We start from the raw sequence: 20,763 nt of genomic DNA, 5'->3' as shown, positions 1-20,763 counted from the left end.
AAACCTAAAAAGCCAACAATGCTAATTCGTTGTTGGCTTTTTTTTACAAAATAATTTATTGAGTAGACAGATGTGGTTTTATTCAATATCTTGTACGTTATCGTAAATATAAGAAAAAGGACACAAAGGCAATGAGCTACTTTGGCACAGATGGTATTCGAGGCAAATTTGGACAACTGCCCATTACTCCAGATTTTATTATGAAGTTAGGCTATGTCACCGGTCGCGTGCTGGTCGAGGGTAATGTTAACCCTGCACGTAGACCTAGCGTGATCATTGGTAAAGACACAAGGCTCTCAGGCTATGTGATTGAAGGAGCATTGCAAGCAGGATTTAATGCCGCGGGCGTCGACGTTCATATGCTAGGCCCATTACCGACGCCAGGTATCGCTCACTTAACGCGTAGCTTCAACGCGGCAGCTGGCGTAGTCATATCTGCCTCACATAACCCTTATTATGATAACGGTATCAAGCTATTCTCCGCTGATGGCAAAAAACTCTCTGATGAGGTACAAGATGCTATCAATGATAAAATGAAAGCGATCATGGAGACGGATGATGAGGTGCCGATGCCTATTCATGACCCTGCGCAGCTAGGCAAAACCAGCCGTATTAATGATGCTAAAGGTCGTTATATCGAGTTTTGTAAAGGCAGCTTTCCTTATCAGTATGATCTCAGTGATATCACCGTTGTCGTCGACTGCGCTAATGGGGCCGGTTATAGCGTCGCGCCTCGCGTATTGCGCGAGCTTGGCGCTAACGTCATTGCAATGCATCATACGCCTGATGGTATGAACATCAACGCCGATTGCGGCTCGACTCATCCCAAAGGGCTGCAACAGGCGGTTATAGATCACAACGCAGATGTTGGTATAGCGCTAGACGGTGATGGTGACCGTATCGTTATGGTCGATGATCAGGGCAAGCTGGTAGACGGCGACGGTATTATTTATGTGCTTGCCACTCAGGCGCAAAATAAAGCTGATGGCGTCGCAGGGACGCTGATGAGCAACATGGGATTGGAGCTAGCGCTACAAGAACATGGTATTGCCTTTAGCCGTGCTAAAGTAGGTGACCGTTATGTCATGCAAGACTTGGAGGCTAATGGCTGGATACTCGGCGGTGAGCCATCAGGTCATATTTTGTGTTTAGATAAGAGCCGTACAGGAGATGCTATTATAGCAGGTCTGCAAGTTTTGGCTGTGATGAAAGCGCAAGACAAAGCATTGAGCGAGTTGACCGATGGCTTTAATTCTCTGCCACAAAAACTGGTCAATGTGCGTCTGTCTGATATGAAAGACCCGTTTGAATATGATGAGTTGGTCGCAGAGTTTGACAAAGCGCGTGCAACGCTCAATGGCCGCGGTCGTCTGCTTATTCGTCAATCAGGTACTGAGCCTATGATTCGAGTCATGGTTGAATCTGATGACGAGATAGAGTGCGATGTCATGGCAAACGATTTGGCAGATAAAATCAAAGCCGTATTGGGCTAACTATAAAACAGCTAAAAAAGGATGAATCATGAGCATGGATTTTACCGATCAACGTTTATCTTACGAAAAAGGTGAGCTGGATCAAAACGATATACCAGCGTCGCCACTTGAGCTACTCAAAACATGGATGAGTCAAGCACTTGAACAAAAGGTACAAGAGCCCTATGCGATGAGTTTGGCAACTTGTGGCACTGATATGAAACCTAGCGTACGCATCGTTTTGCTGCGTGAGATTACTGACACAGGTATCATCTTTTATACCAACTACGAGAGCGCTAAGGGCGAGGATATAAAAGAGAACCCTAATGCTGAGGTGTTGTTTTTTTGGCATGAGCTGGAGCGTCAAGTGCGCATTAGTGGCGCTATCGCTAAGATAGCAGCGGATAAATCTGCAGCTTATTTTCAAAAGCGTCCGCATGACAGTCAAGTTGGGGCATGGGTTAGCGAGCCGCAAAGCGGCGAGGTAGTTAATCGTGCGGTTATGGAAGAGCGCTTTGAGCAACTAAAAACCGATTATCCTGAAAACGTGCAAGTGCCTACGCCCAAGTTTTGGGGTGGTTATGAGATTACTATTGAAAAGATTGAGTTTTGGCAGGGCCGCGCCAATCGTATGCACGACCGTATTGTCTATACTAAAGGTGATGACGCCGATTGGAGTACCAAACGTTTATTGCCGTAAACGCGCAATAGCTTAAGTTTTAAAAGTATAACTTAAGGTTTAAAAGTATAAATAGCCTAAGTCAATCTTGGGCTATTTTGGGTTTATACTTAACTTTGTTGATCCTTTGCATTATTATTTTTTTAATTTAAACTGTAAAAGCATACGATTTAACGCCATGGGTAAATAAAAATATACGGAGAGCAAAATGGATTTTGCTAGTATTACCGCGCCTAAAGCGCCGAGCGCTTGGCTCGATATGGACGCCCTTGATCATAATATCGCACTGGTCAACCAAAAGTCCCAAGCGGTCAATCTACGCTTGGCTACTAAGTCTATTCGCTCTATCGATGTCCTAAACTACATTAAAGACAACTCTCCTAACTTTATTGGTCTTATGTCCTATGCGGCTGATGAATCAGTTTATTTGCTTGAGAATGGCTTTGACAATATTCTTTGTGCTTATCCGGCACTAGATATGATCAGCGTGGCTAACACCTTTGAGTACACTAAAAATGGCGCGACCATGATATGGATGGTGGATCGCCCTGAGCATGTTGATGCGCTCAATCAAATAGCTAGATCGCATGGCGTCAAGGTCGATGTCTGCTTCGATATCAATATGTCGATGTCACTGCCCAAATTATATTTTGGTACTAAGCGCTCGGCCTTAATGACTAAAAAGGCGGTTAAAGCCTTACTTAAACATATCAAAAAATCAGCCCATGTGAATCTCGTTGCGGCAATGGGTTATGAGGCGCAAATTGCAGGCGTCGCTGAGTATGTACCGGGTAAAACGTTATTGACACCAGCTATCAAGCTCCTCAAAAAACGCTCAAAAAAGCAAGTCATCCAGCGCCGCGGCTCAATCGTCAAGTGGTTAAAAAAGCAAGGCTATCCGCTAGCGCTTGTCAATGGCGGTGGTAGTGGTAGTATCGACTTTACCGCAAGCCAGCCTGAAATTACCGAAATCACCGTAGGCTCAGCCTATTATAAGCCGGCGTATTTTGATTATATGGAGAGTATGGGCGGCTTTCAGCCAGCAGCAGGATTTGTACTGCCAGTCACGCGCCAGCCTGAAAAAGGAGTTGTTACTTGTCATGGCGGCGGCTTTATTGCCTCTGGTGCAACAGGAGTAGATAAAGCGCCTGTGGTGCATTATCCACCTGGTCTAACCATACGAGAAGAGGAAGGGTTCGGCGAGGTGCAAACCCCTATGAGAGTAGAGAAACCACTTGCAAAGAATATCAACATTGGTGACGCGGTCTGGTGCCGTCATGCCAAAGCCGGCGAGCTATGTGAGCATTTCAATACGCTTATTTGCTACAGTGATGACGCAGTACAGTTGATGACCACCTACCGCGGAGAGGGCAAATGTTTTCATTAAGGCAGTGGCACGGCAATAGTAACTGGCAAAACTGGGTGGGTTACGTCACAGCAGAGCCTGAGCAAAAGCTTGCGCCATCTTCGGTTGCAGAGTTACAAGATATTATCAAAAGCGCAAGGCGCAATAATAAGCGCGTTAGAGTGACGGGTGCGGCGCATTCCTTTAGTGGCTGCGCCAAACCTGAAGAGATTGCTATCAGTCTGCACAATATGCGCGGGCTTATCTCGGTAGATACGGAGGCCAAGCTCGCAACTATGCACGCAGGAACCTATCTATACGAGATTGGCAAGGCTTTAAAACAGCATGGTCTGGCACTAGAGAATATGGGGGATGTGCAAGCACAGACCATCGCAGGCGCTGCTAGTACGGCGACGCATGGTACAGGGCTGACCCTTGGCTCTATTGCCAATCAGGTCGTGGCTTGGGAGTGGGTCGATGGCACAGGGGAGGTACACACTCATCAGCGCGGTAATCCACAAACAGACGATTTGGGCAATGCCCTCCATGCCAGCCTTGGTATGCTAGGCGTCTTTACTAAATTAACGCTAAAAGTCGTGGACTTATACGGATTGCAAGAGCGCAACGAAGTGCTTGATTTTGAAGAGGGGTTGGCAAGGTTCGATGATACGGCTCATGCTCATCGGCATTTAGAATGGTTTTTGTTTCCAGGCACCAATAAATTGCAGCAAAAAACCTTGTCAGGCATAGAGCCAAAACCGATGAGCAGTACGCAAAAGCTCAAAGATAAATTCGATAGCGCGATCACCCTTAATGGCGCTTTTTATGTGCTATGTGAGCTGGCAAGGATGAAACCGTCACTCACGCAAAAGGTGAGTCAAATATCAGCAAGCTCTATTCCAAATACCAAGCGTGAGGGCTATAGCTATGAAGTGTTTCCAACACCGCGCGGGGTCAAATTTAACGAGTCAGAATATTTTATTGCCCTCTCAGATTTTGAGGCATGTATCACTGAAATCAACGATATATTGCTCAAGGACAATAAAGGCTCGCACTTTCCGATAGAGGTGCGCACCCATAAGGGTGAGACTGGCATGCTAAGCGCAACTCAAGGTGAGGACTGTGCGGTACTGTCCTTTCACGTCTACAAAGGGATGGACTCTGAGCCTTTATTTGACTGGCTATACGAGTATATGAAAAAGTGGCAGGGTCGTCCGCATTGGGGTAAAGTCAATAAGCTTAGTCATGTTGAGCTACAACATTTATACCCCAAACTTGATCAGTTTTTGCAGATTCGCCATGAATATGATCCAGACAATGTATTTATGAATCGCTGGCTTGAACAAAAATTCTTGGGTCATGCCTCTTCTTAAATGATTTTAATCTACAGAACTAAATTGCAAAATAAAAAAAGCGATCTATGACAGATCGCTTTTATTTAATGACTTACGCTAAATTACTGTTTGCTATGACTATTACTTTGACTCATCATAATTGGCTTCTAAGCGCATTGTACGCTGATAGCTATCTAAGCTCGCTAATTGCATCGCGTAGTCTTTGATATGCGGATAGTCATCTAACTCATCATTTTTTGCTAGCATAATTAAATCAAACGACAACATAAAATCAGCGCCAGAGAGCTTATTGCCAACGATAAACGCTTTGCCTTTAACTTCGTCATTTAGGTAGCCAAGCAGCTTGTGTTTCTCAGCTGCAATGTAACCATTTAAGAACTTGCTATCGGTGATACCTGCCTTTGTCGTAAACAACTCAAGCAACAAAGGCACCATCAGCGAGCTTTCGGCAAAATTAATCCACTCAAGATAGCGACCATAATCACTGCTATCTGTTGCAGGGCGCAAACGCTCAGGCGCAAAACGCTCAATTAACAACTCAGTGATGGCACCAGACTCTGTGACCACTTCACCATCGATTTCGATAACCGGCGATTTGCCAAGCGGATGAACTGATTTTAAACTATCGGGCGCAAGGTTGGTCTTGGCATCGCGCTGATAACTTATCACTTCGTAAGGCTCGCCGAGCTCTTCAAGTAGCCAAAGAATACGCAAAGAGCGCGAGCGATTAAGATGATGTAAGCGAATCATAGTGTTAACCTTTTAATAGTGTTGAGCTTTTAATTTTGTACAGATGAATCAAAAACGAAGTCTAACCCTGAAGTTTGGTAATCAGACGTTTAGCGGCTTCTTCTGATGACGCTGGGTTCTGACCTGTAATAAGAAGACCGTCTTCGACCACAAACGATTCCCAATCAGCTGCTTTTTCATAGTTGCCGCCGTTGGCTTTTAGCGCATCTTCTACTAAGAAGGGCACGACATCGGTTAGACCAACTGCGTCTTCTTCCGTGTTGGTAAAGCCCGTTACCGTTTTACCTTTCACTAAGTACTCGCCATCAACCTTGACGTTTTTGAGTGCAGCAGGAGAATGACAGACAAAGGCAACTGGCTTATCTTGCTTGACAAAAGTTTCGATTAAATCGATAGAATCTTTATCAACTGCCAAATCCCATAATGGGCCATGACCGCCTGGATAAAATACAGTATCAAAGTCTTGTGCTTTTACGTCAGCCAGTTTTTTGGTGTTAGCAAGATGCTCTTGTGCCTCTTTATCATCTTTAAAACGCTTAGTATCTTTAGTTTGATTATCGGGCGTATCACTACCTGGATCTAGCGGCGGCTGACCACCCGCTGGCGAGGCTAGCGTAACGTCTGCACCTGCATCAAGAAAAGCATAATAAGGAGCGGCAAATTCTTCTAACCAAAATCCCGTTTTTTTACCTGTATCGCCTAATTCATCATGTGAAGTGAGTACCATTAAAATATTCATAGTTATCCTTAGATTGTTTGTTGTTTAACTAAGTGCTACTTAACATAGCACTTTTTTGCTCATTTGATTTTTTAACATAGTCTACGTTGCGTAAGTTACTCAACGTCAGCTACTTTGACGACGGTTTTACCAAAGTTCTCGCCATTTAACATGCGTACAAAGGCATTTGGAGCCTCATCTAGACCCTCAGCGACGTATTCTTTGGTCTTTACAGCGCCTGACTCTACCCATTTGCTCATCGTTTTGAGGAACTCGGGGAAGTGGTCACCGTATTCTTCGTGAATGATAAAGCCTTTAATTGTTAAGCGATTGCTTAGTACATGGCGGAATAATAGACCCAAACGATCTTTTCCGTCAGGTAGTTCAGTGGCGTTGTATTGTGAGACCAGACCACATACTGGAATACGAGCATGAGCATTTAATAAAGGTAGGACTGCGTCAAATACTTTACCACCGACGTTTTCATAATAGATATCGATACCATCTGGGCAAGCAGCTTTTAGTTGCTCGGCAAAATCGTCCGCCTTGTGGTCAATACAGACATCAAAGCCTAATTCATTGACAGCGAAGTCGCACTTGTCTTTACCACCAGCGATACCGACAGTGCGTACGCCATATTGATTACCAACTTGACCAACCGTTGCACCAACTGGACCTGTTGCTGCAGCGACGACCAGCGTCTCACCTTTTTGTGGTTTACCGATATCCGTCAACCCCATATAACCAGTAAAGCCTGGCATACCCAACACACCTAAACCATAAGAGGGGTTAGCCATTTCTTTATCTAGTTTCAGTACGCCTATCCCATCACTGACGCTATAATCCTGCCAGCCTGAATTTGATACCACCAGATCACCAACGGCAAATTTATCAAGGTTAGACTCTACGACTTGAGCGACCGTACCACCGACAATGACGTCGCCAACGTCTAGCGGATCAGCGTAGCTTTTAGCATCGCTCATACGTCCGCGCATATACGGGTCTAAGGATAAATAGACAGTACGTAGTAGCATCTCATTATCATTAGGCGTTGGTATATCAGTAGTCACGAGATCAAAGTTTTCAGCTTTTGGTTCACCATGAGGGCGGCTAGCCAATTTAATTTGACGGTTTGTTTTATCATTTTGTTGTTTATCAAAGCTCATTTTGTGCTCCTTGTGCTCATTATTATTTTAAGATTTTAGAGTAGTAGCCACTCACTATGAACGGCTACTATATTTTTTACGACTACTAGGTTTATAACTACTAAGCGACGCTGGTTAACGAACGCTCTAAGATACGACGTGATACTTCTAAGTCATTGTTACCATGTTCGCCCAGTTTTACCATATTATGCGCCTCTAACTGCTTAATGACTGGGTCAATCGCAGACTCATCTAGTTCAGCGTCTGCTAAGCTAACTGGCAGACCAAGGCTACGGAAGAAGTTCTCAGTCTTAACAATAGCAGTCTCAATGATGCTATCGTCGTCTTGTTTGGTATCAGTATTGCTATCGATAGCCCAGACGTTACGCGCGTATTGAAGCAATTTGTCTTTTTTACTGTTTTTTAGCTCGCGCAAGACTGATGGCAATAAAATGGTAAGGGTACGAGCATGATCAATGCTATGTAATGACGTGAGCTCATGACCCACCATGTGTGTCGTCCAATCTTGTGGTACACCCGTGCCAATTAGGCCGTTAAGTGCCATGGTGGCTGTCCACATAATATTCTTACGGGTCTCTAGATTCTCAGGATCAGCTTTAACCGCTGCGCCTTCTTCAATCAGAATTTTAAGTAAGCTCTCAGCGAAGGCATCTTGTACTTTTGCATTGACTGGATAAGTCAGGTATTGCTCCATCACATGGACAAAGGCATCAGCAACACCATTCATTACCTGACGTTCAGGTAGAGTGAGCGTCTTAGTCGGATCTAAAATTGAGAATTTAGGAAAGGCGAGTGGATTACCAAAAGGTAGTTTGGCTTGACGTTCGCTGTGATTGACCACGCCGCCTGAATTCATCTCTGAGCCCGTTGCTGGAATGGTCAGTACTGCGCCCAAATCAATTGCTGAGTTGATATTTCTGGTGTAGCTGGTGAGCGCATCCCATGCTTTTTTACGTGAGACTGTGCCATCTTGGTCAGTGAGTGACGATACGAGCGCGACAAACTTACTACCATCTATGACTGAACCACCGCCAACCGCTAATAGAAAGTCAATGTTATGCTCATTCACCATATCAGCGGCTTTAAGCAAAGTATTAAATTCTGGGTTTGGTTCAATACCACCGAACTCAAAGACTTCGCGATTTCCGCTCGCTGATAACGCTTTTCTGACTTCATCTAAAGTACCTGTGCGTTCAGCTGAACCGCCACCATAGGTGATGAGTACTTTGGCATCGTTGGGTACCAAATCTGCTAATTGTTCGATTTGGCCTTCACCGAAGACGATACGTACTGGATTGTAATATTGAAAGTTTTTCATAAATTTCCTAGGGAACATCGAACAAAATTGTCAAATATTTTAAATTTGAAAGAACGGTTGTTTTTCAACTATGGCTATTGTATATAAATTAGACCGGTCGTCTAGTAATTTTTACAAAACGCTCTCATAAATAAATTATATCGTCTAATCCTTTTATACTTTAACTAAGTGTCAACTGATCACTGAATGTACCGTTAACGACCCAGTTGTGACGTAGTCATTTGCCATACTTCTGCCAGTGGCGTATTGGTCTGACTGATCTTGGCAACGAGGCTCGCGCCAATCCAAGCAAAGTACCAGCGCTTGGCCATACTCTCAGCTGCAATGTTATCAGGCTTTGGTACTGAACCATCACTCCAGCCTGCTTTAATCTGCTCTGCCAGCCATGTAATAGTCTGCTGATAGCCTGCGTTTAACGCAATGCGCATAGGTTCTGATATATCAGCGACTTCTGCGCTGAGCTTTACGACCAAGCATTTTTCGTGATCGCAGCCATTTTGCTGCGTGTCATACCACCCTTGAAAATAATCATAAAGCTTTTGCTGAGCGTTATTATCTAAAGCGCCAATAGTATCAAGACGCACTTTATAGTTTTCAAAGTAATGGCTGATAATCGCTTCACCAAAGGCTTCTTTTGAGGCAAAATAATGATAAAAAGAGCCTTTGGGTACGCCTGCGGTATCTAATATCTGCTTGATACCAACTGCGCTAAAGCCCTTCTTTGCAAGTATCTGATAGCCAATCTCTAACAGATGATCCTTGGTATCTACTGATTTTGCTTTGGAGGTAGTTGTTGACAGTTTATTATTTGGTTGCGTGTTAATTGTAGACATAAAATATATGTCCTCCATAAAGTGGTATAAGCAAAGAATAAGAAAGCGTTACGTTTTTTCAACAGTATTGGATATAGAATTATTCTTATTTTTAAATCCCTTATGATACCATTAGACCAGTCGTCTAGCAAATTAGATTCAATCGATATAGTATATGAGTTGATAAGAATAGATGTTTATCTGATGCTAGTCTTTTAAAACAATTACTTAAATAAGGATTTATATGTCAAACAATAATAATACGCAGAATATTTATGGCGATTTTGACCGTCAATTCATTGCTGGAGAATGGATCGAGGGTCAAGATAATAGTGTCAATACCGATACTAACCCTTTTAATGGTGAGACTTTGGTAGAGATCCAGCAGGCGACAGAAGATCAACTTGATGAGGCTTATCAAGCGGCAAGCAAAGCGCAAGTTGAATGGGCGAAAAAGACGCCAGCTGAGCGTGCAGGGCTACTATACAAAGTCGTTGAAGTGCTTGATCAGCGCCAAGATGAGATCGTTGATTGGCTTATCAAGGAGTCGGGCAGCACCCGTATCAAAGCGATGGTAGAGTTTGGGACTGCGCGTGCTATCACTCTAGAGGCCGCCACGATGCCAAATCGTGTGCATGGTGAGACTCGCCCATCCAAAATTCCTGGTAAAGAAAGCTTCGTCTATCGACAGCCTATCGGCGTTATAGCGGTAATTAGTCCTTGGAACTTTCCGTTTCATTTAACCCAGCGCTCGATTGCACCTGCTATTGCGCTTGGTAACGCAGTTGTGCTCAAACCAGCAAGCGATACACCAGTCACAGGCGGCTTGTTACTTGCCAAGATATTTGAAGAAGCAGGGTTACCTAAAGGTTTGCTCAATGTCGTTGTCGGCGCAGGTAGTGAGATTGGCGATGCTGTGGTCACTCATGATGTACCAAGACTTGTATCATTTACAGGCTCGACGCCTGTAGGCAAGCATATCGGCGAGCTGGCAAGTAGTGGTAAATATCTCAAAAAAGTAGCGCTAGAATTGGGCGGTAATAATCCATTTGTGGTGCTCAAAGACGCCAACCTAGATAACGCGGTAAAAGCGGCGGTCTTTGGTAAATTTTTACATCAAGGGCAGATCTGTATTGCCATCAACCGTATCATCGTTGAAGACGCCATTTATGATGACTTCGTCTCGCGTTTTACTGAGCATGCCAAAACGTTAAAGGTGGGTGATCCTAATAGTGAAGATACAGCTATTGGTCCTATTATTAATAAAGACCAGCTCGAGTCGTTACAGGATAAAATCGCGAAAGCGGTCGATGAAGGCGCTAACCTGATCATCAGTGGCGAGATTGAGGGTCAACTGGTGCCGCCTCATGTGTTTACTGAGGTCACGGCTGATATGGATCTGTTCCGTAATGAAATATTTGGACCACTCGTAGGTATCATACGTGCCAAAGACGAGGACGAGGCACTAGCACTTGCCAACGATACTGAGTACGGCCTATCAAGCGCTGTATTCACCGAAGATATGCAAAAAGGTCTGCGATTTGCTCGTGGTATCAAAGCTGGCATGACTCACATCAACGACATTACGGTAAACGATGAGAGCAATGCGCCCTTTGGCGGTGAGAAAAATTCGGGTCTTGGTCGTTTTAATGGTGAGTGGATACTAGAAGAGTTCACTACGTTGCACTGGATATCAGTTCAGCATGAGCCGCGCGATTATCCGTTTTGAAAGCACTTTTAGGTACTGATTGCTTTATCGTTAAACTTTACTATATTCAAATAAAGAGACCGCTACGATAGCGGTCTTTTTTGCTTTAGGGCTACTTTAAAGTAAAACCTAGCATAACCTCAATATCTTTCATGGTCATTCGGCGTACCAAAGCTTGCTCTTCAACAGAGAGGCGATTGGTGTGCTCTTTTATCATCAAATGGATACTACGGGCAATCTCAGAGGTGGTTGCATAATACATTTGTGGTTCATCGCGGGTTAATTGTTGCAAGAAGCGATTGACTATTTTGCGTTTTTTTACAGGATCACTGTCTTCGTTCATGTCATTCTCCTAGGTATCCATCATCTAATCACTCGCGCTCTTTTTAGTCAATACTTAGGTAAAAAATTGCAACAATTCACACGCCTTATACGGTGTTTTTTGATTTTACTATTATAGTAATTAAAAAGAGATATTTGAATACTAAAGGATAAGTATGACAAACGAGCAGGCAAGGGATGAGTCAGATAATAAAGTCGTATTAATGCTGTTTCATAATGATTTGCGAGTATATGACAATCAAACTTTGTGTACTGCTGCCAGATTAGCTGATAATGGATGTTTACTGCTCGCTTACGCATCGAAACTCGCTGACAGCGTAACGCCAAACTGGGGACAGGCTTATCACTTTGCTAAGAAGGGTTTGGCGCGCCAGCAATTTTTGACGGAGAGTTTGGCAGATTTGGATGCCTCGCTTCAAGATTTAGGCAATAGACTGCTATATCTAAACGAAGAAAGTGTTCATCAAGATTCAAGCACTACGCCATTGTCCGAGCTTATTGAAACGCAGCAAGTGAGCGATATTTGTGTCAGTGACAGCGCAGATTATGCTCAGAACTTAGCTTATAAGGCTCTGCAAGATAGATACCCTCATATCAAATGGCACTGCGAATCAACCGCGACGCTTTTTAAGTCTATGCCAACCAAAGAGCTACCCAAAAGCTTTACTCAATTTCGCAAAAAAGTAGAGTACGAGCATGATTTATTAAGTGCTCATAAGGATCTTGTAATCAGTCAAACGCCTGCTAGATTACCGCCTGTACCTAAAACACTAAGTAGTAGCGATTATGTCTTTGAGCCCAAAACCTTTGATGACTCTGTGCAGTTAGAGCCGAACTTTAAAGGCGGAGAAGGGCAAGCATTAGCGCACTTAAACGTCTACTTTGAGTCAGATGCGCCAAGTGATTATAAGGTTACACGTAATGCTCTTGATACTTGGGGTCATTCAACCAAGTTCTCGCCATGGCTTGCCAATGGGAGTTTGTCGGTCAAGGTTCTATTAAACCGTTTGCGTCAGTATGAGCAAGAAGTGGTCGCTAATGACTCAACCTATTGGATATGGTTTGAGCTGTTATGGCGCGAGTATTTTTATTGGTATGGCGTCATTCATGACAAGGATTTGTTTTTATTTAAAGGTATCACCCAGCAATCGCCGTCTAATCGTCACAATAAACAGCGCTTTGAGCAGTGGCAAAATGGCGAGACCAAGTATCCGATTATCAACGCCTGTATGAAGCAGCTAAATAGCACCGGTTACATGTCCAATCGAGGTCGCCAGCTGGTTGCCAGCGCTTTTATTCACGAGTTGGGACTAGATTGGCGCTATGGTGCGACCTATTTTGAGCAGCAGCTGATCGACTATGACGTCAGCAGTAACTGGGGCAATTGGCAGTACCTAGCTGGTGTTGGCGCTGATCCTAGAGGCTGTCGTCAGTTCAATCTAAAAAAACAAACGCAGCAGCACGATCCAGATGGCGTGTTTATGGATAAATGGTTGTCTTAAATAGTTTTATTCGTGCAAATAACTTACAAGTATCAATTATGAAAAAGCCTAGTCCTTATCTTACTTTTGCAGGTACGATCCCATTTATCGCTTGTGCCATCATGATTACTTTGGGTATCGATGCGGTCATCGCGCTTGGTACGACTGCCGAGATTCTATCCGCTTATGGACTTGTCATCGCCTCTTTTATGGCAGGTGCGCATTGGGGCAATCATGTAAGTCTGCTAGATAATAACCCTTGGGCAGTTCGATTGCCTATATTTAGCAATATTATCGCGCTGCTCTTGTGGCTAGGGTTCTTAACCTTATCGAGTGTTGGATTTATCTGGTTACTGATCAGCGCATTTATCGCTTTATTGGTCATTGACTATGGTTTAAGAGATGCTCAAATTATCACTGCTAATTATCTAAAAGTTAGAAAATACGTGACATTAATAGTAGTGATCTCTTTAGTGCTGTCGGCGCTACAATTATAAGGAGTCATTAAGAGCTAAACCTTGCTAAGGCAAGGAGGATAAATCTCAAATAAGCGACGATACACCGTTGTTTACTTTATAACATTCATTTAAAATGAATCTTTGAAGATAATTCTATAAACTTCATTTTAAGCAGACAGTTATGCAATCTATCAACTTACCTAGCAAGCCACCAAGCTCGCCTCATCCTATTCTGAATTTGAGCTTTCGCATTTTCTTTAGTGCAGCAGCGGTGTTTGCCGTAGTGATGATGATGCTATGGTCATTTGTGTTCACCGGTCATACCGATATCGATGCGCAGGTTCTAAATCCGCTGTATTGGCACGGTCACGAAATGATTTATGGCTATGCTTTAGCAGTGGTTGCGGGGTTTTTGCTGACAGCGGTCAAGACTTGGACAGGGGTGATGATGCCGCATGGCTACCAGCTGCTCAGTATCTTTAGCTGTTGGTTGCTGGCACGTTTGTGCTGGCTTGCCTTTGGCCTGGGTATGACAATGGCGGGCACGAGTATATCGTTGTTATATGTCGGCGCTGTGTTTGATTTATTGTTTATGATTTTGATGGCTTACGCAATTTTTCGAGCCGTACTGCAAGTCAAGCAGTACAAGCAAATGGGTATTTTAGCTAAACTGGCGCTATTAACCTTGGGCAACGCCTTGTGTTATTGGGGTATTATCAGTGCAGACATGAATACGACTAGAGTAGGGGTCTACTTAGGGTTTTACTTAATTATCGGTTTGGTGTTGACCATAGGTCGGCGCGTGGTGCCTTTTTTTATCGAGCGTGGTCTGAGCGTGACCAATGATAAGGGCACTAAAGAAACTGTCGCCTTACGTAATAGCAAAGTGCAAGATATCGCCAGTCTTTTATTCTTTTTAGCCTTTTTTATCGTGGATGTATTTTATCCTAACAAGTACTTGCTGACGGTCACCGCGCTTGGTGTGGCAGTGGTCAATATCGTACGCCTAATCGGTTGGTATCACCGCGGGATTTGGCAAAAGCCATTGCTCTGGTCGTTATATATTGCCTTTACGGGTATGTGTTTGAGTTTTTTGTTGTACGCATTGCAGCCTTGGCTTGGGTACGCGCATAGTATTGCGATGCATGGCCTTGCGATTGCAGGGGTTGGTATGATGACGGTAGCGATGATGACGCGGGTAGCGCTTGGGCATACGGGACGCAATATTCATCAGCCGCCCAAAACTGTGCCTATCATGTATGGTCTGATGGTACTGGTATTTGTGAGCCGAGTACTATTACCGCTTACGGATATGAGTCATTATCTGCTCTGGATTATGATCGCTCAAAGCGCGTGGATTGCCTGCTTTGTGCTATTTTGCATAAGTTATCTACCCATGCTTGCTCGTCCTAGACCTGATGGGTTATTTGGGTAACAAGGTTTGAACAATAAGGTTTGAGCAATGATGTTTGAACAATAAGACTGGTAACATTTAGTAGGATACATGATGCGACTGACCAACTATAGTGATTATGCGCTGCGCTCTTTGATTTATTTAGCAGTCAAGTCTGAGCCTGATGTGCTTACCAACATCAGTGATATCGCCGGCAGCTATGATATTTCTAAAAGCCATTTGACCAAAATTATTCATAAGCTAGGACAGATGGGTTATATAGAAAGCGTGCGCGGTAAAAACGGCGGAATCAAGCTGGCTGCCGCGCCTAAAGACATCAATTTAGGGCTGTTGATTAAACAGATAGAGCCTGATTTTGAGTTAGTCGAGTGCTTTGCTACGCCAGCCAACAGTGATAATAGAGAGCCGCGCACGACAGGTTTGCCAATCACCCTTATCAATGAAGAGGTCGATAAATCTGTAGGCTGCGTGATTACGCCAGTATGCGAGCTCAAAGGGGTGTTTTTTGAAGCATTAACGGCGTTTATTACGGTTCTTGAAAAATATACTTTGGCAGATATTATTATCAATAAAGATAAGCTTGCGACTTTATTGTTTTGAGACTCTTTAAATTTTAATCACTTTATAACCTAGTACTCATAAAAAAGAGAGCTCCCATATTGATAGCTCTCTTTTTTTGGTATTTAACTTATATTAGTTACGCCTTTTCAAGCTTAGGGCGGGCTTTGCTTACTGCCTTTAATAATGCTTTTTCAAAACCGCCCACCTCAAACTTAATCAAGTTTGAATGTGCCGCACAAAAGTTGCTGACATCGCGCCACTCGTGAGCAATATCGGTTGCCCAATCACAGAACTGCTTGCCTGCATCAGGCTCATCTTTGAGTGCTTTTTTGGTAGTTGGATGTAGCATAAGCTCTGGCAGTATCCCCTCCAATAACTTGTGCGGTGGACTCATAAAAGTGTCATCGACATGCAAGCTTTGACTGGCAGGATGATAGGCGAGTAAGGAGCCTGCATGGATCATCTCATTGGCTGAGATATAATCGATACCGCGCGGCATAGAGAACTTGAGCTCAGGGTAACGCTGTGCGACGGCATCGCTCTCGACTAAATCCTCGCTCCAATTGATCTCAGGGACTTGTTTGCTATGGCGGCTACTGCCATAAAATATCGCTTGCGGAAAGTCTTTTGCCATACGCTCGCAGTGTATGGTATGGAACGGATGCAAGTTTAAAACAGCCTCGACATCTGCGCCTTTGTTAGTCAGCGCCATGACTTGCTCGCGTACCTCTTCGGTTAAGGTATAACTGTCCAAAAAGATAAAGCGTCCTGACTCAAGCTTAATGAGTGAGCACTGAGTACCAATGTTCAGCACGCCGCCAATCCGAAAGCTGCCTCTAATGTTCCAAAATCCTGCGCCTAAATCGATTATTTTATCTGACATACGGTTTGCTCCTTTATATATGAATTTTAAAAATCATTACCAAAAATTGTTTGGAGAGTATGACTGACTCTAAATGACAAGTCTGTTATAGAAAAGATATGAGTTTGTAGAGAAGTCACGCCCTAGTGATTAAAAAGACCATCGATAATGATAGTCTTTTTGATTATTAAGTATAAAGCTTAGCTATTAGCCCTCAAGCTCTGGTCGAGCTCTCTCTAAGGTCGCTAGGAGTGCCGACTCAAATTGACCGTCTTCAAAAACGACTAAACCTGAGTGCGCGCCGCAAAAGTTACGCACCTCGCGCCAGTCGCGAGCGAGCTGCGCTACCCAATCGCCATACTGTTTGCCTGCGTCAGGCTCCTCTTTGAGCGCTTTGATAGTCGTTGGATGAAAGTCTAAGTCAGCTTGTACCTCATTAAAACGCTTTGACGGCGGGATCTCAAAAGTATCATCCACATGTATCGTTTGACTAGCAGGGTGAAAGACAAGTAACGAGCTGGCATGAACGCTATCATCAGGAGCAATGTAGTGAATGCCCTTGGGTACAGAAAATTTTAGCTCAGGATAGCGTTTGGCCACCGCATCACTTTCAACCAAGTCCTCTGACCAGTCGACTTTGGGCGCTTGTTCAGGATGGCGGCTACTGCCATAAAACGTTGCCTGCGGAAAATCTTTTGCCATCTGCTCACAGTGCACAGTATGAAAGGGATGCACGTTTAATACGGCTTCAACGTCTGCGCCATCGTTAGTGAGCGCCATGACTTGCTCGCGTACCTCACCAGTTAAGGTATAGCTGTCTAAAAAAATAAACTTCCCTGATGCTAGCTGTATTAACGAGGTCTGATTGCCTATGTCGATGATGCCGCTTCTGACAAACGAGCCGCGAATGCTCCAAAATCCTGCGCCTAAGTCGTGTATTTGATCTTTCATAAATAGTGCTCCTTAAATTGTGTGTGGGTATTGCTACTTACAAATTGTATTTGTTTACTAGCGCTACAAAATTACAAGCACTGTGCATAATCATAAGCTGAGATGCGAGGGCTTAGACTGTAGTCCTTATTGCCGCATAAAAACTGATTAAAACGCTTATCATTGTTTAGATAGCGCTGCATCCAAGCGATACTAGGTGTGCTCAGTAGTTTCTCGTTAAAGCGGTAGCTGGGACAAAAATGACTGGCGTTATTGACCTCGATTTTCATCTTAGGCCCCGCCGCATGGTTATAAAAAATATTAGTATATTTCTCATTACGGGCGATACGGTCATTTTGACAAGCGATAATTAGGGTAGGCGTCTTTATTGTGCCGTAGTCCTTATCATAATAAGGCGCTGCAGGAATAATAGCGCGAATGGCATCACGCTCGCCTGCTAGTTTTAGCGTCCCGCCGCCGCCCATTGACCAGCCGATAGCACCTAAGCGATTAGGGTCTATTATCGATCCTACTGTACTATCAGCAATAACATGATCAAGCGCGGCGCTTAACTGATCAGCTCGGCTGTCGGGTTTGTCGTAGATAGAATGCGTATTGATAGTAATAACAACAAAGCCCCAAGACGCCAGACGCGGTCCCCACCATTTAATAGAGGACTCATAAGACACGTAACCGGGTACAACGGCAATCGCCGCCAAAGGCCCGCAACCATTGGCATCAATCGGATAGTGAATCGTACCGCCGCCAAAACCTTGTGCACGCTTGCGCGGTACACGTTTGGTCATCACCGTAAAAGGGCCGTTGCCTCGAGTCTGCGTCATGTTATCCGCGCTGATCTCACTATCAGCAATACAAGCAGCTGATCCTGCAATCGATGACTTAAGCTTAGCGTCCATTGGACTAGGCTCAACATCCATTAGATTGAGCTCAGCGTCCATTGGACTTTGAGTATAAGCGGTCATAGTGCAAACAAAAGCCGCTACTAAAATGGTGGCTTTAAGCTTGAGCGAGTATGTAATCATTTGAGCGTTCTTAGTAAGGGCTGCACGGTTTTGGGCGCACATATCATTTTATTAAGCAAAATAATAACAGACATACTTTTGTAGTGCTGAGATGCTTACGTCTTTAATACGTGAGCTCACACGAGCAAAGCTTGCACTATGCTACTATGGCGCGCTTATAGCATTGGCTGTAAAAGTCTCGCTACGGCTCTATATTCTCACCCTATTCCTTGTTGGCGATTCAACTAGCAAGTCCTTTATTATCGATAACAATTTGAGTGCTCGCGTGAATCAAACTCGTCATGATATCCAGCTGCAAGATAATTCTAAGCGCATTGAGTCACCATTAAATCCGCAATCAGACTCGCCGTCACTGATTCTAAAGCTGACGATTGGGCTTATCGGAGTCTTTGCATTTTTGCAAGTGTATTCCATCCAAGCCATCTTGCCGGTTCTTATGATTGAGTTTGGTGCAAGTGAGGTACAGCTTGGCATGGTGGTTGGCGCTACCGTTTTGGCGATCGCGATCATGTCGCCTTTTTTGGGTATGCTCTCTGATGCGATTGGGCGCAAATCACTTATCGTTGGGGCTCTGTTATTTTTAGCGATACCAACAGCATTAATCGCGCAAAGCCCTAGTATTGAATGGATGGGCGCATGGCGATTTATGCAAGGATTGTCTGTACCTGGCATCACCGTGGTGATTATCGCCTACATCGGTGAAGAGTTTGAGAGCCGCGCTATGGCGGAGCTGATGTCTTTTTACGTCTCAGGCTCAGTGCTTGGCGGCTTTATGGGCCGATTTGTATTGGGGCATTTAGATGAGATGATCGGCTGGCGCGCCGCCTATTATTCGATGGCACTCGTGACCCTGACTGGTGCGCTATGGGTAGGCAAAATGCTACCTGCCTCGCGTCAGTTCGTCGCTAACCCAAAGTTTCGCTCCGCTATGCAAACGTTAGCAGCGCATATGACAGACCGTTACGTAGTCACCGCTTGTATGCTTGGCGCTTGCGTACTCTTCTCTTTGGTTGGCTGTTTTACCTTTATCAACCTATACTTGGCAGATTATCCCTATGCGCTCAGTAGTAGTGAGCTTGCCAATATATTCACGGTGTATCTGATAGGCGTCATCGTCACACCTATATCTACTACTTTGTTACGACGCTTTGGCGCGGCGCGAACGGTGCGAGTAGCGGTTGTCGCTTCTATGATAGGAGTGCTATTGACATTATTATCACCGCTTTGGGGCATTATCGTTGGCTTAGCAATCATGTCAACAGGGGTATTTATAACTCAGTCAGCGACGATAAGCTACATTGCGGTCAATGTAAAACAAGGTCGCTCACTAGCATCAGGGCTATATTATATGAGCTACTATGCTGGCGGGACATTGGGCGCATGGCTGTGCGGCTTGGCATATGCTAGTGGTCGATGGTCGAGTACTGTCTGGCTGTTGTTATTTGTGCAACTACTTGGGTTACTTGTCGCTATATTTGGTATGGTCAAAACCAAAGCGCCTGTGCGTAGCGCTTCACATAACTAAAAACATGTTTACGCAAGCTGCCTTTACATCAACTAAGTTTTTTCATAGCATGATATTAAACCTGATTTTTGTAATAACTGACTTTTATAATAACTAGTCTCTAGTTTGAACCATTTAATCCACCTATCACTTTTGTATTAAAACAACAAGGATGTCTCATCTATGTCAAATCATTATAATAGCGCCCCTTTAGCCTACGACTATCCACTTATCATCAAACAGCTGTTAAACCGCGCCAAGACCGTCTCACAAGACCAAGAGATTATCTACGCTGACAAGGCGCGTATGACTTATGCCGATCTGTTTGCGCGTATCAATCGCCTAGCAAATGTGCTTGCTGATCTCAACCTTAAGGCAGGCGATGTTATCGCAGTTATGGACTGGGACACGCATCGCTATCTTGAGTCTTATTTTGCGATACCGATGTCTGAGTATGTTCTACAAACGGTCAACGTACGCCTGTCTCCTGAAAAAGTGCTGTACACCATCAACCATGCCAAACCCAAAGTGCTCATGGTGAATTCTGAATTTGCAGCGCTAGTCAAAGACTATCAGTTCGAAAACTCAAGTATCGAGCATATCATCTGGCTCGATGACAACGGCATGACCGTCGAGGGCGTATTTGGTGACAATCAAAGCCGCGTCGCAGGCGAGTACGAGTCACTGCTTGAGACGGCAAGCCAAGAGTTTGACTTTCCAGATTTCGATGAAAACACTATTGCTACCACCTTTTATACCTCAGGCACGACAGGTGACCCTAAAGGCGTATTTTTTAGTCATCGTCAGCTGGTGTTACACAGCATGGCAGAGGCGGCAACGCTCGG

At 44.3% G+C, this 20,763-nt stretch carries 20 protein-coding genes; 11 read left to right on the top strand and 9 right to left on the bottom strand.

Annotated elements, in window-relative coordinates:
* Positions 1-131 precede the first annotated feature (131 nt).
* From glmM to ACTXGO_RS02800, 4 genes are all read left to right on the top strand, one after another.
* Complete coding sequence (gene glmM / locus ACTXGO_RS02815; protein ID WP_435950853.1) at positions 132-1,493, top strand: phosphoglucosamine mutase; 1,362 nt, start codon at positions 132-134, stop codon at positions 1,491-1,493.
* A gap of 34 nt (positions 1,494-1,527) precedes the next feature.
* Positions 1,528-2,172, top strand: a complete 645-nt coding sequence (gene pdxH / locus ACTXGO_RS02810; protein WP_443573308.1) for a pyridoxamine 5'-phosphate oxidase — start codon at positions 1,528-1,530, stop codon at positions 2,170-2,172.
* Between the two features lie 187 nt (positions 2,173-2,359).
* Positions 2,360-3,538 (top strand): alanine racemase, encoded by a 1,179-nt coding sequence (locus ACTXGO_RS02805; protein ID WP_443541566.1) that lies wholly within the window; start codon positions 2,360-2,362, stop codon positions 3,536-3,538.
* Positions 3,526-4,869: a D-arabinono-1,4-lactone oxidase gene (locus ACTXGO_RS02800; protein ID WP_443573307.1), complete on the top strand. Its 1,344-nt coding sequence runs from the start codon at positions 3,526-3,528 to the stop codon at positions 4,867-4,869. Before ACTXGO_RS02805 ends, ACTXGO_RS02800 begins: the two co-directional genes overlap by 13 nt.
* 102 nt (positions 4,870-4,971) lie before the next feature.
* Here the strand turns inward: ACTXGO_RS02800 and ACTXGO_RS02795 are convergent, their stop codons facing one another.
* From ACTXGO_RS02795 to ACTXGO_RS02775, 5 genes are all read right to left on the bottom strand, one after another.
* Entirely contained in the window at positions 4,972-5,601 is a 630-nt protein-coding gene (locus ACTXGO_RS02795) for a glutathione S-transferase family protein (RefSeq protein WP_443541562.1), read from the bottom strand.
* Between the two features lie 61 nt (positions 5,602-5,662).
* Positions 5,663-6,340: a type 1 glutamine amidotransferase domain-containing protein gene (locus ACTXGO_RS02790; protein WP_435950856.1), complete on the bottom strand. Its 678-nt coding sequence runs from the start codon at positions 6,338-6,340 to the stop codon at positions 5,663-5,665.
* A 95-nt stretch (positions 6,341-6,435) separates the two neighbouring features.
* The gene (locus ACTXGO_RS02785; protein WP_443541560.1) at positions 6,436-7,485 is read right to left on the bottom strand and encodes an NADP-dependent oxidoreductase; all 1,050 of its coding nucleotides are present in this window, start codon (positions 7,483-7,485) and stop codon (positions 6,436-6,438) included.
* A gap of 100 nt (positions 7,486-7,585) precedes the next feature.
* Complete coding sequence (locus ACTXGO_RS02780; protein ID WP_443573306.1) at positions 7,586-8,803, bottom strand: iron-containing alcohol dehydrogenase; 1,218 nt, start codon at positions 8,801-8,803, stop codon at positions 7,586-7,588.
* 194 nt (positions 8,804-8,997) lie between these two features.
* Entirely contained in the window at positions 8,998-9,636 is a 639-nt protein-coding gene (locus ACTXGO_RS02775) for a TetR/AcrR family transcriptional regulator (protein ID WP_443541557.1), read from the bottom strand.
* A 223-nt stretch (positions 9,637-9,859) separates the two neighbouring features.
* On the opposite strand from ACTXGO_RS02775, the gene ACTXGO_RS02770 reads away from it, so the two are divergent.
* Positions 9,860-11,344 carry an aldehyde dehydrogenase family protein gene (locus ACTXGO_RS02770; RefSeq protein ID WP_443541555.1) on the top strand — a complete coding sequence of 495 codons (1,485 nt, stop codon included), beginning with the start codon at positions 9,860-9,862 and terminating at the stop codon, positions 11,342-11,344.
* 91 nt (positions 11,345-11,435) lie between these two features.
* Here ACTXGO_RS02770 and ACTXGO_RS02765 read toward each other — a convergent pair whose 3' ends face one another.
* Positions 11,436-11,666 carry a hypothetical protein gene (locus ACTXGO_RS02765; protein ID WP_317199324.1) on the bottom strand — a complete coding sequence of 77 codons (231 nt, stop codon included), beginning with the start codon at positions 11,664-11,666 and terminating at the stop codon, positions 11,436-11,438.
* A gap of 154 nt (positions 11,667-11,820) precedes the next feature.
* On the opposite strand from ACTXGO_RS02765, the gene ACTXGO_RS02760 reads away from it, so the two are divergent.
* The 4 genes from ACTXGO_RS02760 (at position 11,821) to ACTXGO_RS02745 (ending at position 15,618) form a co-directional block, all read left to right on the top strand.
* The gene (locus ACTXGO_RS02760) at positions 11,821-13,167 is read left to right on the top strand and encodes a DASH family cryptochrome (RefSeq protein ID WP_443573305.1); all 1,347 of its coding nucleotides are present in this window, start codon (positions 11,821-11,823) and stop codon (positions 13,165-13,167) included.
* Positions 13,168-13,205: 38 nt separating this feature from the next.
* A complete protein-coding gene (locus tag ACTXGO_RS02755; protein WP_443541551.1) occupies positions 13,206-13,643 on the top strand; it encodes a DUF3429 domain-containing protein in 438 nt (145 codons plus the stop codon).
* Positions 13,644-13,785: 142 nt separating this feature from the next.
* Positions 13,786-15,039, top strand: a complete 1,254-nt coding sequence (locus ACTXGO_RS02750; RefSeq protein ID WP_443541550.1) for an NnrS family protein — start codon at positions 13,786-13,788, stop codon at positions 15,037-15,039.
* 72 nt (positions 15,040-15,111) lie between these two features.
* Positions 15,112-15,618: an Rrf2 family transcriptional regulator gene (locus ACTXGO_RS02745; RefSeq protein ID WP_443541723.1), complete on the top strand. Its 507-nt coding sequence runs from the start codon at positions 15,112-15,114 to the stop codon at positions 15,616-15,618.
* A 97-nt stretch (positions 15,619-15,715) separates the two neighbouring features.
* On the opposite strand, the gene ACTXGO_RS02740 is transcribed toward ACTXGO_RS02745, so the two are convergent.
* From ACTXGO_RS02740 to ACTXGO_RS02730, 3 genes are all read right to left on the bottom strand, one after another.
* Positions 15,716-16,462: a hypothetical protein gene (locus ACTXGO_RS02740; RefSeq protein ID WP_317199328.1), complete on the bottom strand. Its 747-nt coding sequence runs from the start codon at positions 16,460-16,462 to the stop codon at positions 15,716-15,718.
* A gap of 186 nt (positions 16,463-16,648) precedes the next feature.
* Positions 16,649-17,392, bottom strand: a complete 744-nt coding sequence (locus ACTXGO_RS02735; RefSeq protein WP_443541548.1) for a hypothetical protein — start codon at positions 17,390-17,392, stop codon at positions 16,649-16,651.
* 71 nt (positions 17,393-17,463) lie between these two features.
* Positions 17,464-18,414 (bottom strand): dienelactone hydrolase family protein, encoded by a 951-nt coding sequence (locus ACTXGO_RS02730; protein ID WP_443541546.1) that lies wholly within the window; start codon positions 18,412-18,414, stop codon positions 17,464-17,466.
* Positions 18,415-18,505: 91 nt separating this feature from the next.
* Here ACTXGO_RS02730 and ACTXGO_RS02725 point away from each other — a divergent pair, with 91 nt between their 5' ends.
* Both ACTXGO_RS02725 and ACTXGO_RS02720 read left to right on the top strand, forming a co-directional pair.
* Positions 18,506-19,939, top strand: coding sequence for an MFS transporter (locus ACTXGO_RS02725; RefSeq protein ID WP_435950870.1), 1,434 nt, complete (start codon positions 18,506-18,508; stop codon positions 19,937-19,939).
* Between the two features lie 162 nt (positions 19,940-20,101).
* Positions 20,102-20,763, top strand: a 662-nt coding sequence (locus tag ACTXGO_RS02720; RefSeq protein WP_443573304.1) for an AMP-binding protein, incomplete at its 3' end; no start/stop codon positions are given.

The sequence above is a fragment of the Psychrobacter sp. T6-1 genome (assembly GCF_052258445.1).
This window is presented reverse-complemented; position numbering and strand designations above follow the sequence as displayed.

Coding starts and splice junctions, on each gene's coding strand:
- glmM (WP_435950853.1), top strand. CDS start 132: ATGAGCTACTTTGGCACAGATGGTATTCGAGGCAAATTTGGACAACTG.
- pdxH (WP_443573308.1), top strand. CDS start 1,528: ATGGATTTTACCGATCAACGTTTATCTTACGAAAAAGGTGAGCTGGAT.
- ACTXGO_RS02805 (WP_443541566.1), top strand. CDS start 2,360: ATGGATTTTGCTAGTATTACCGCGCCTAAAGCGCCGAGCGCTTGGCTC.
- ACTXGO_RS02800 (WP_443573307.1), top strand. CDS start 3,526: ATGTTTTCATTAAGGCAGTGGCACGGCAATAGTAACTGGCAAAACTGG.
- ACTXGO_RS02795 (WP_443541562.1), bottom strand. CDS start 5,601: ATGATTCGCTTACATCATCTTAATCGCTCGCGCTCTTTGCGTATTCTT.
- ACTXGO_RS02790 (WP_435950856.1), bottom strand. CDS start 6,340: ATGAATATTTTAATGGTACTCACTTCACATGATGAATTAGGCGATACA.
- ACTXGO_RS02785 (WP_443541560.1), bottom strand. CDS start 7,485: ATGAGCTTTGATAAACAACAAAATGATAAAACAAACCGTCAAATTAAA.
- ACTXGO_RS02780 (WP_443573306.1), bottom strand. CDS start 8,803: ATGAAAAACTTTCAATATTACAATCCAGTACGTATCGTCTTCGGTGAA.
- ACTXGO_RS02775 (WP_443541557.1), bottom strand. CDS start 9,636: ATGTCTACAATTAACACGCAACCAAATAATAAACTGTCAACAACTACC.
- ACTXGO_RS02770 (WP_443541555.1), top strand. CDS start 9,860: ATGTCAAACAATAATAATACGCAGAATATTTATGGCGATTTTGACCGT.
- ACTXGO_RS02765 (WP_317199324.1), bottom strand. CDS start 11,666: ATGAACGAAGACAGTGATCCTGTAAAAAAACGCAAAATAGTCAATCGC.
- ACTXGO_RS02760 (WP_443573305.1), top strand. CDS start 11,821: ATGACAAACGAGCAGGCAAGGGATGAGTCAGATAATAAAGTCGTATTA.
- ACTXGO_RS02755 (WP_443541551.1), top strand. CDS start 13,206: ATGAAAAAGCCTAGTCCTTATCTTACTTTTGCAGGTACGATCCCATTT.
- ACTXGO_RS02750 (WP_443541550.1), top strand. CDS start 13,786: ATGCAATCTATCAACTTACCTAGCAAGCCACCAAGCTCGCCTCATCCT.
- ACTXGO_RS02745 (WP_443541723.1), top strand. CDS start 15,112: ATGCGACTGACCAACTATAGTGATTATGCGCTGCGCTCTTTGATTTAT.
- ACTXGO_RS02740 (WP_317199328.1), bottom strand. CDS start 16,462: ATGTCAGATAAAATAATCGATTTAGGCGCAGGATTTTGGAACATTAGA.
- ACTXGO_RS02735 (WP_443541548.1), bottom strand. CDS start 17,392: ATGAAAGATCAAATACACGACTTAGGCGCAGGATTTTGGAGCATTCGC.
- ACTXGO_RS02730 (WP_443541546.1), bottom strand. CDS start 18,414: ATGATTACATACTCGCTCAAGCTTAAAGCCACCATTTTAGTAGCGGCT.
- ACTXGO_RS02725 (WP_435950870.1), top strand. CDS start 18,506: ATGCTTACGTCTTTAATACGTGAGCTCACACGAGCAAAGCTTGCACTA.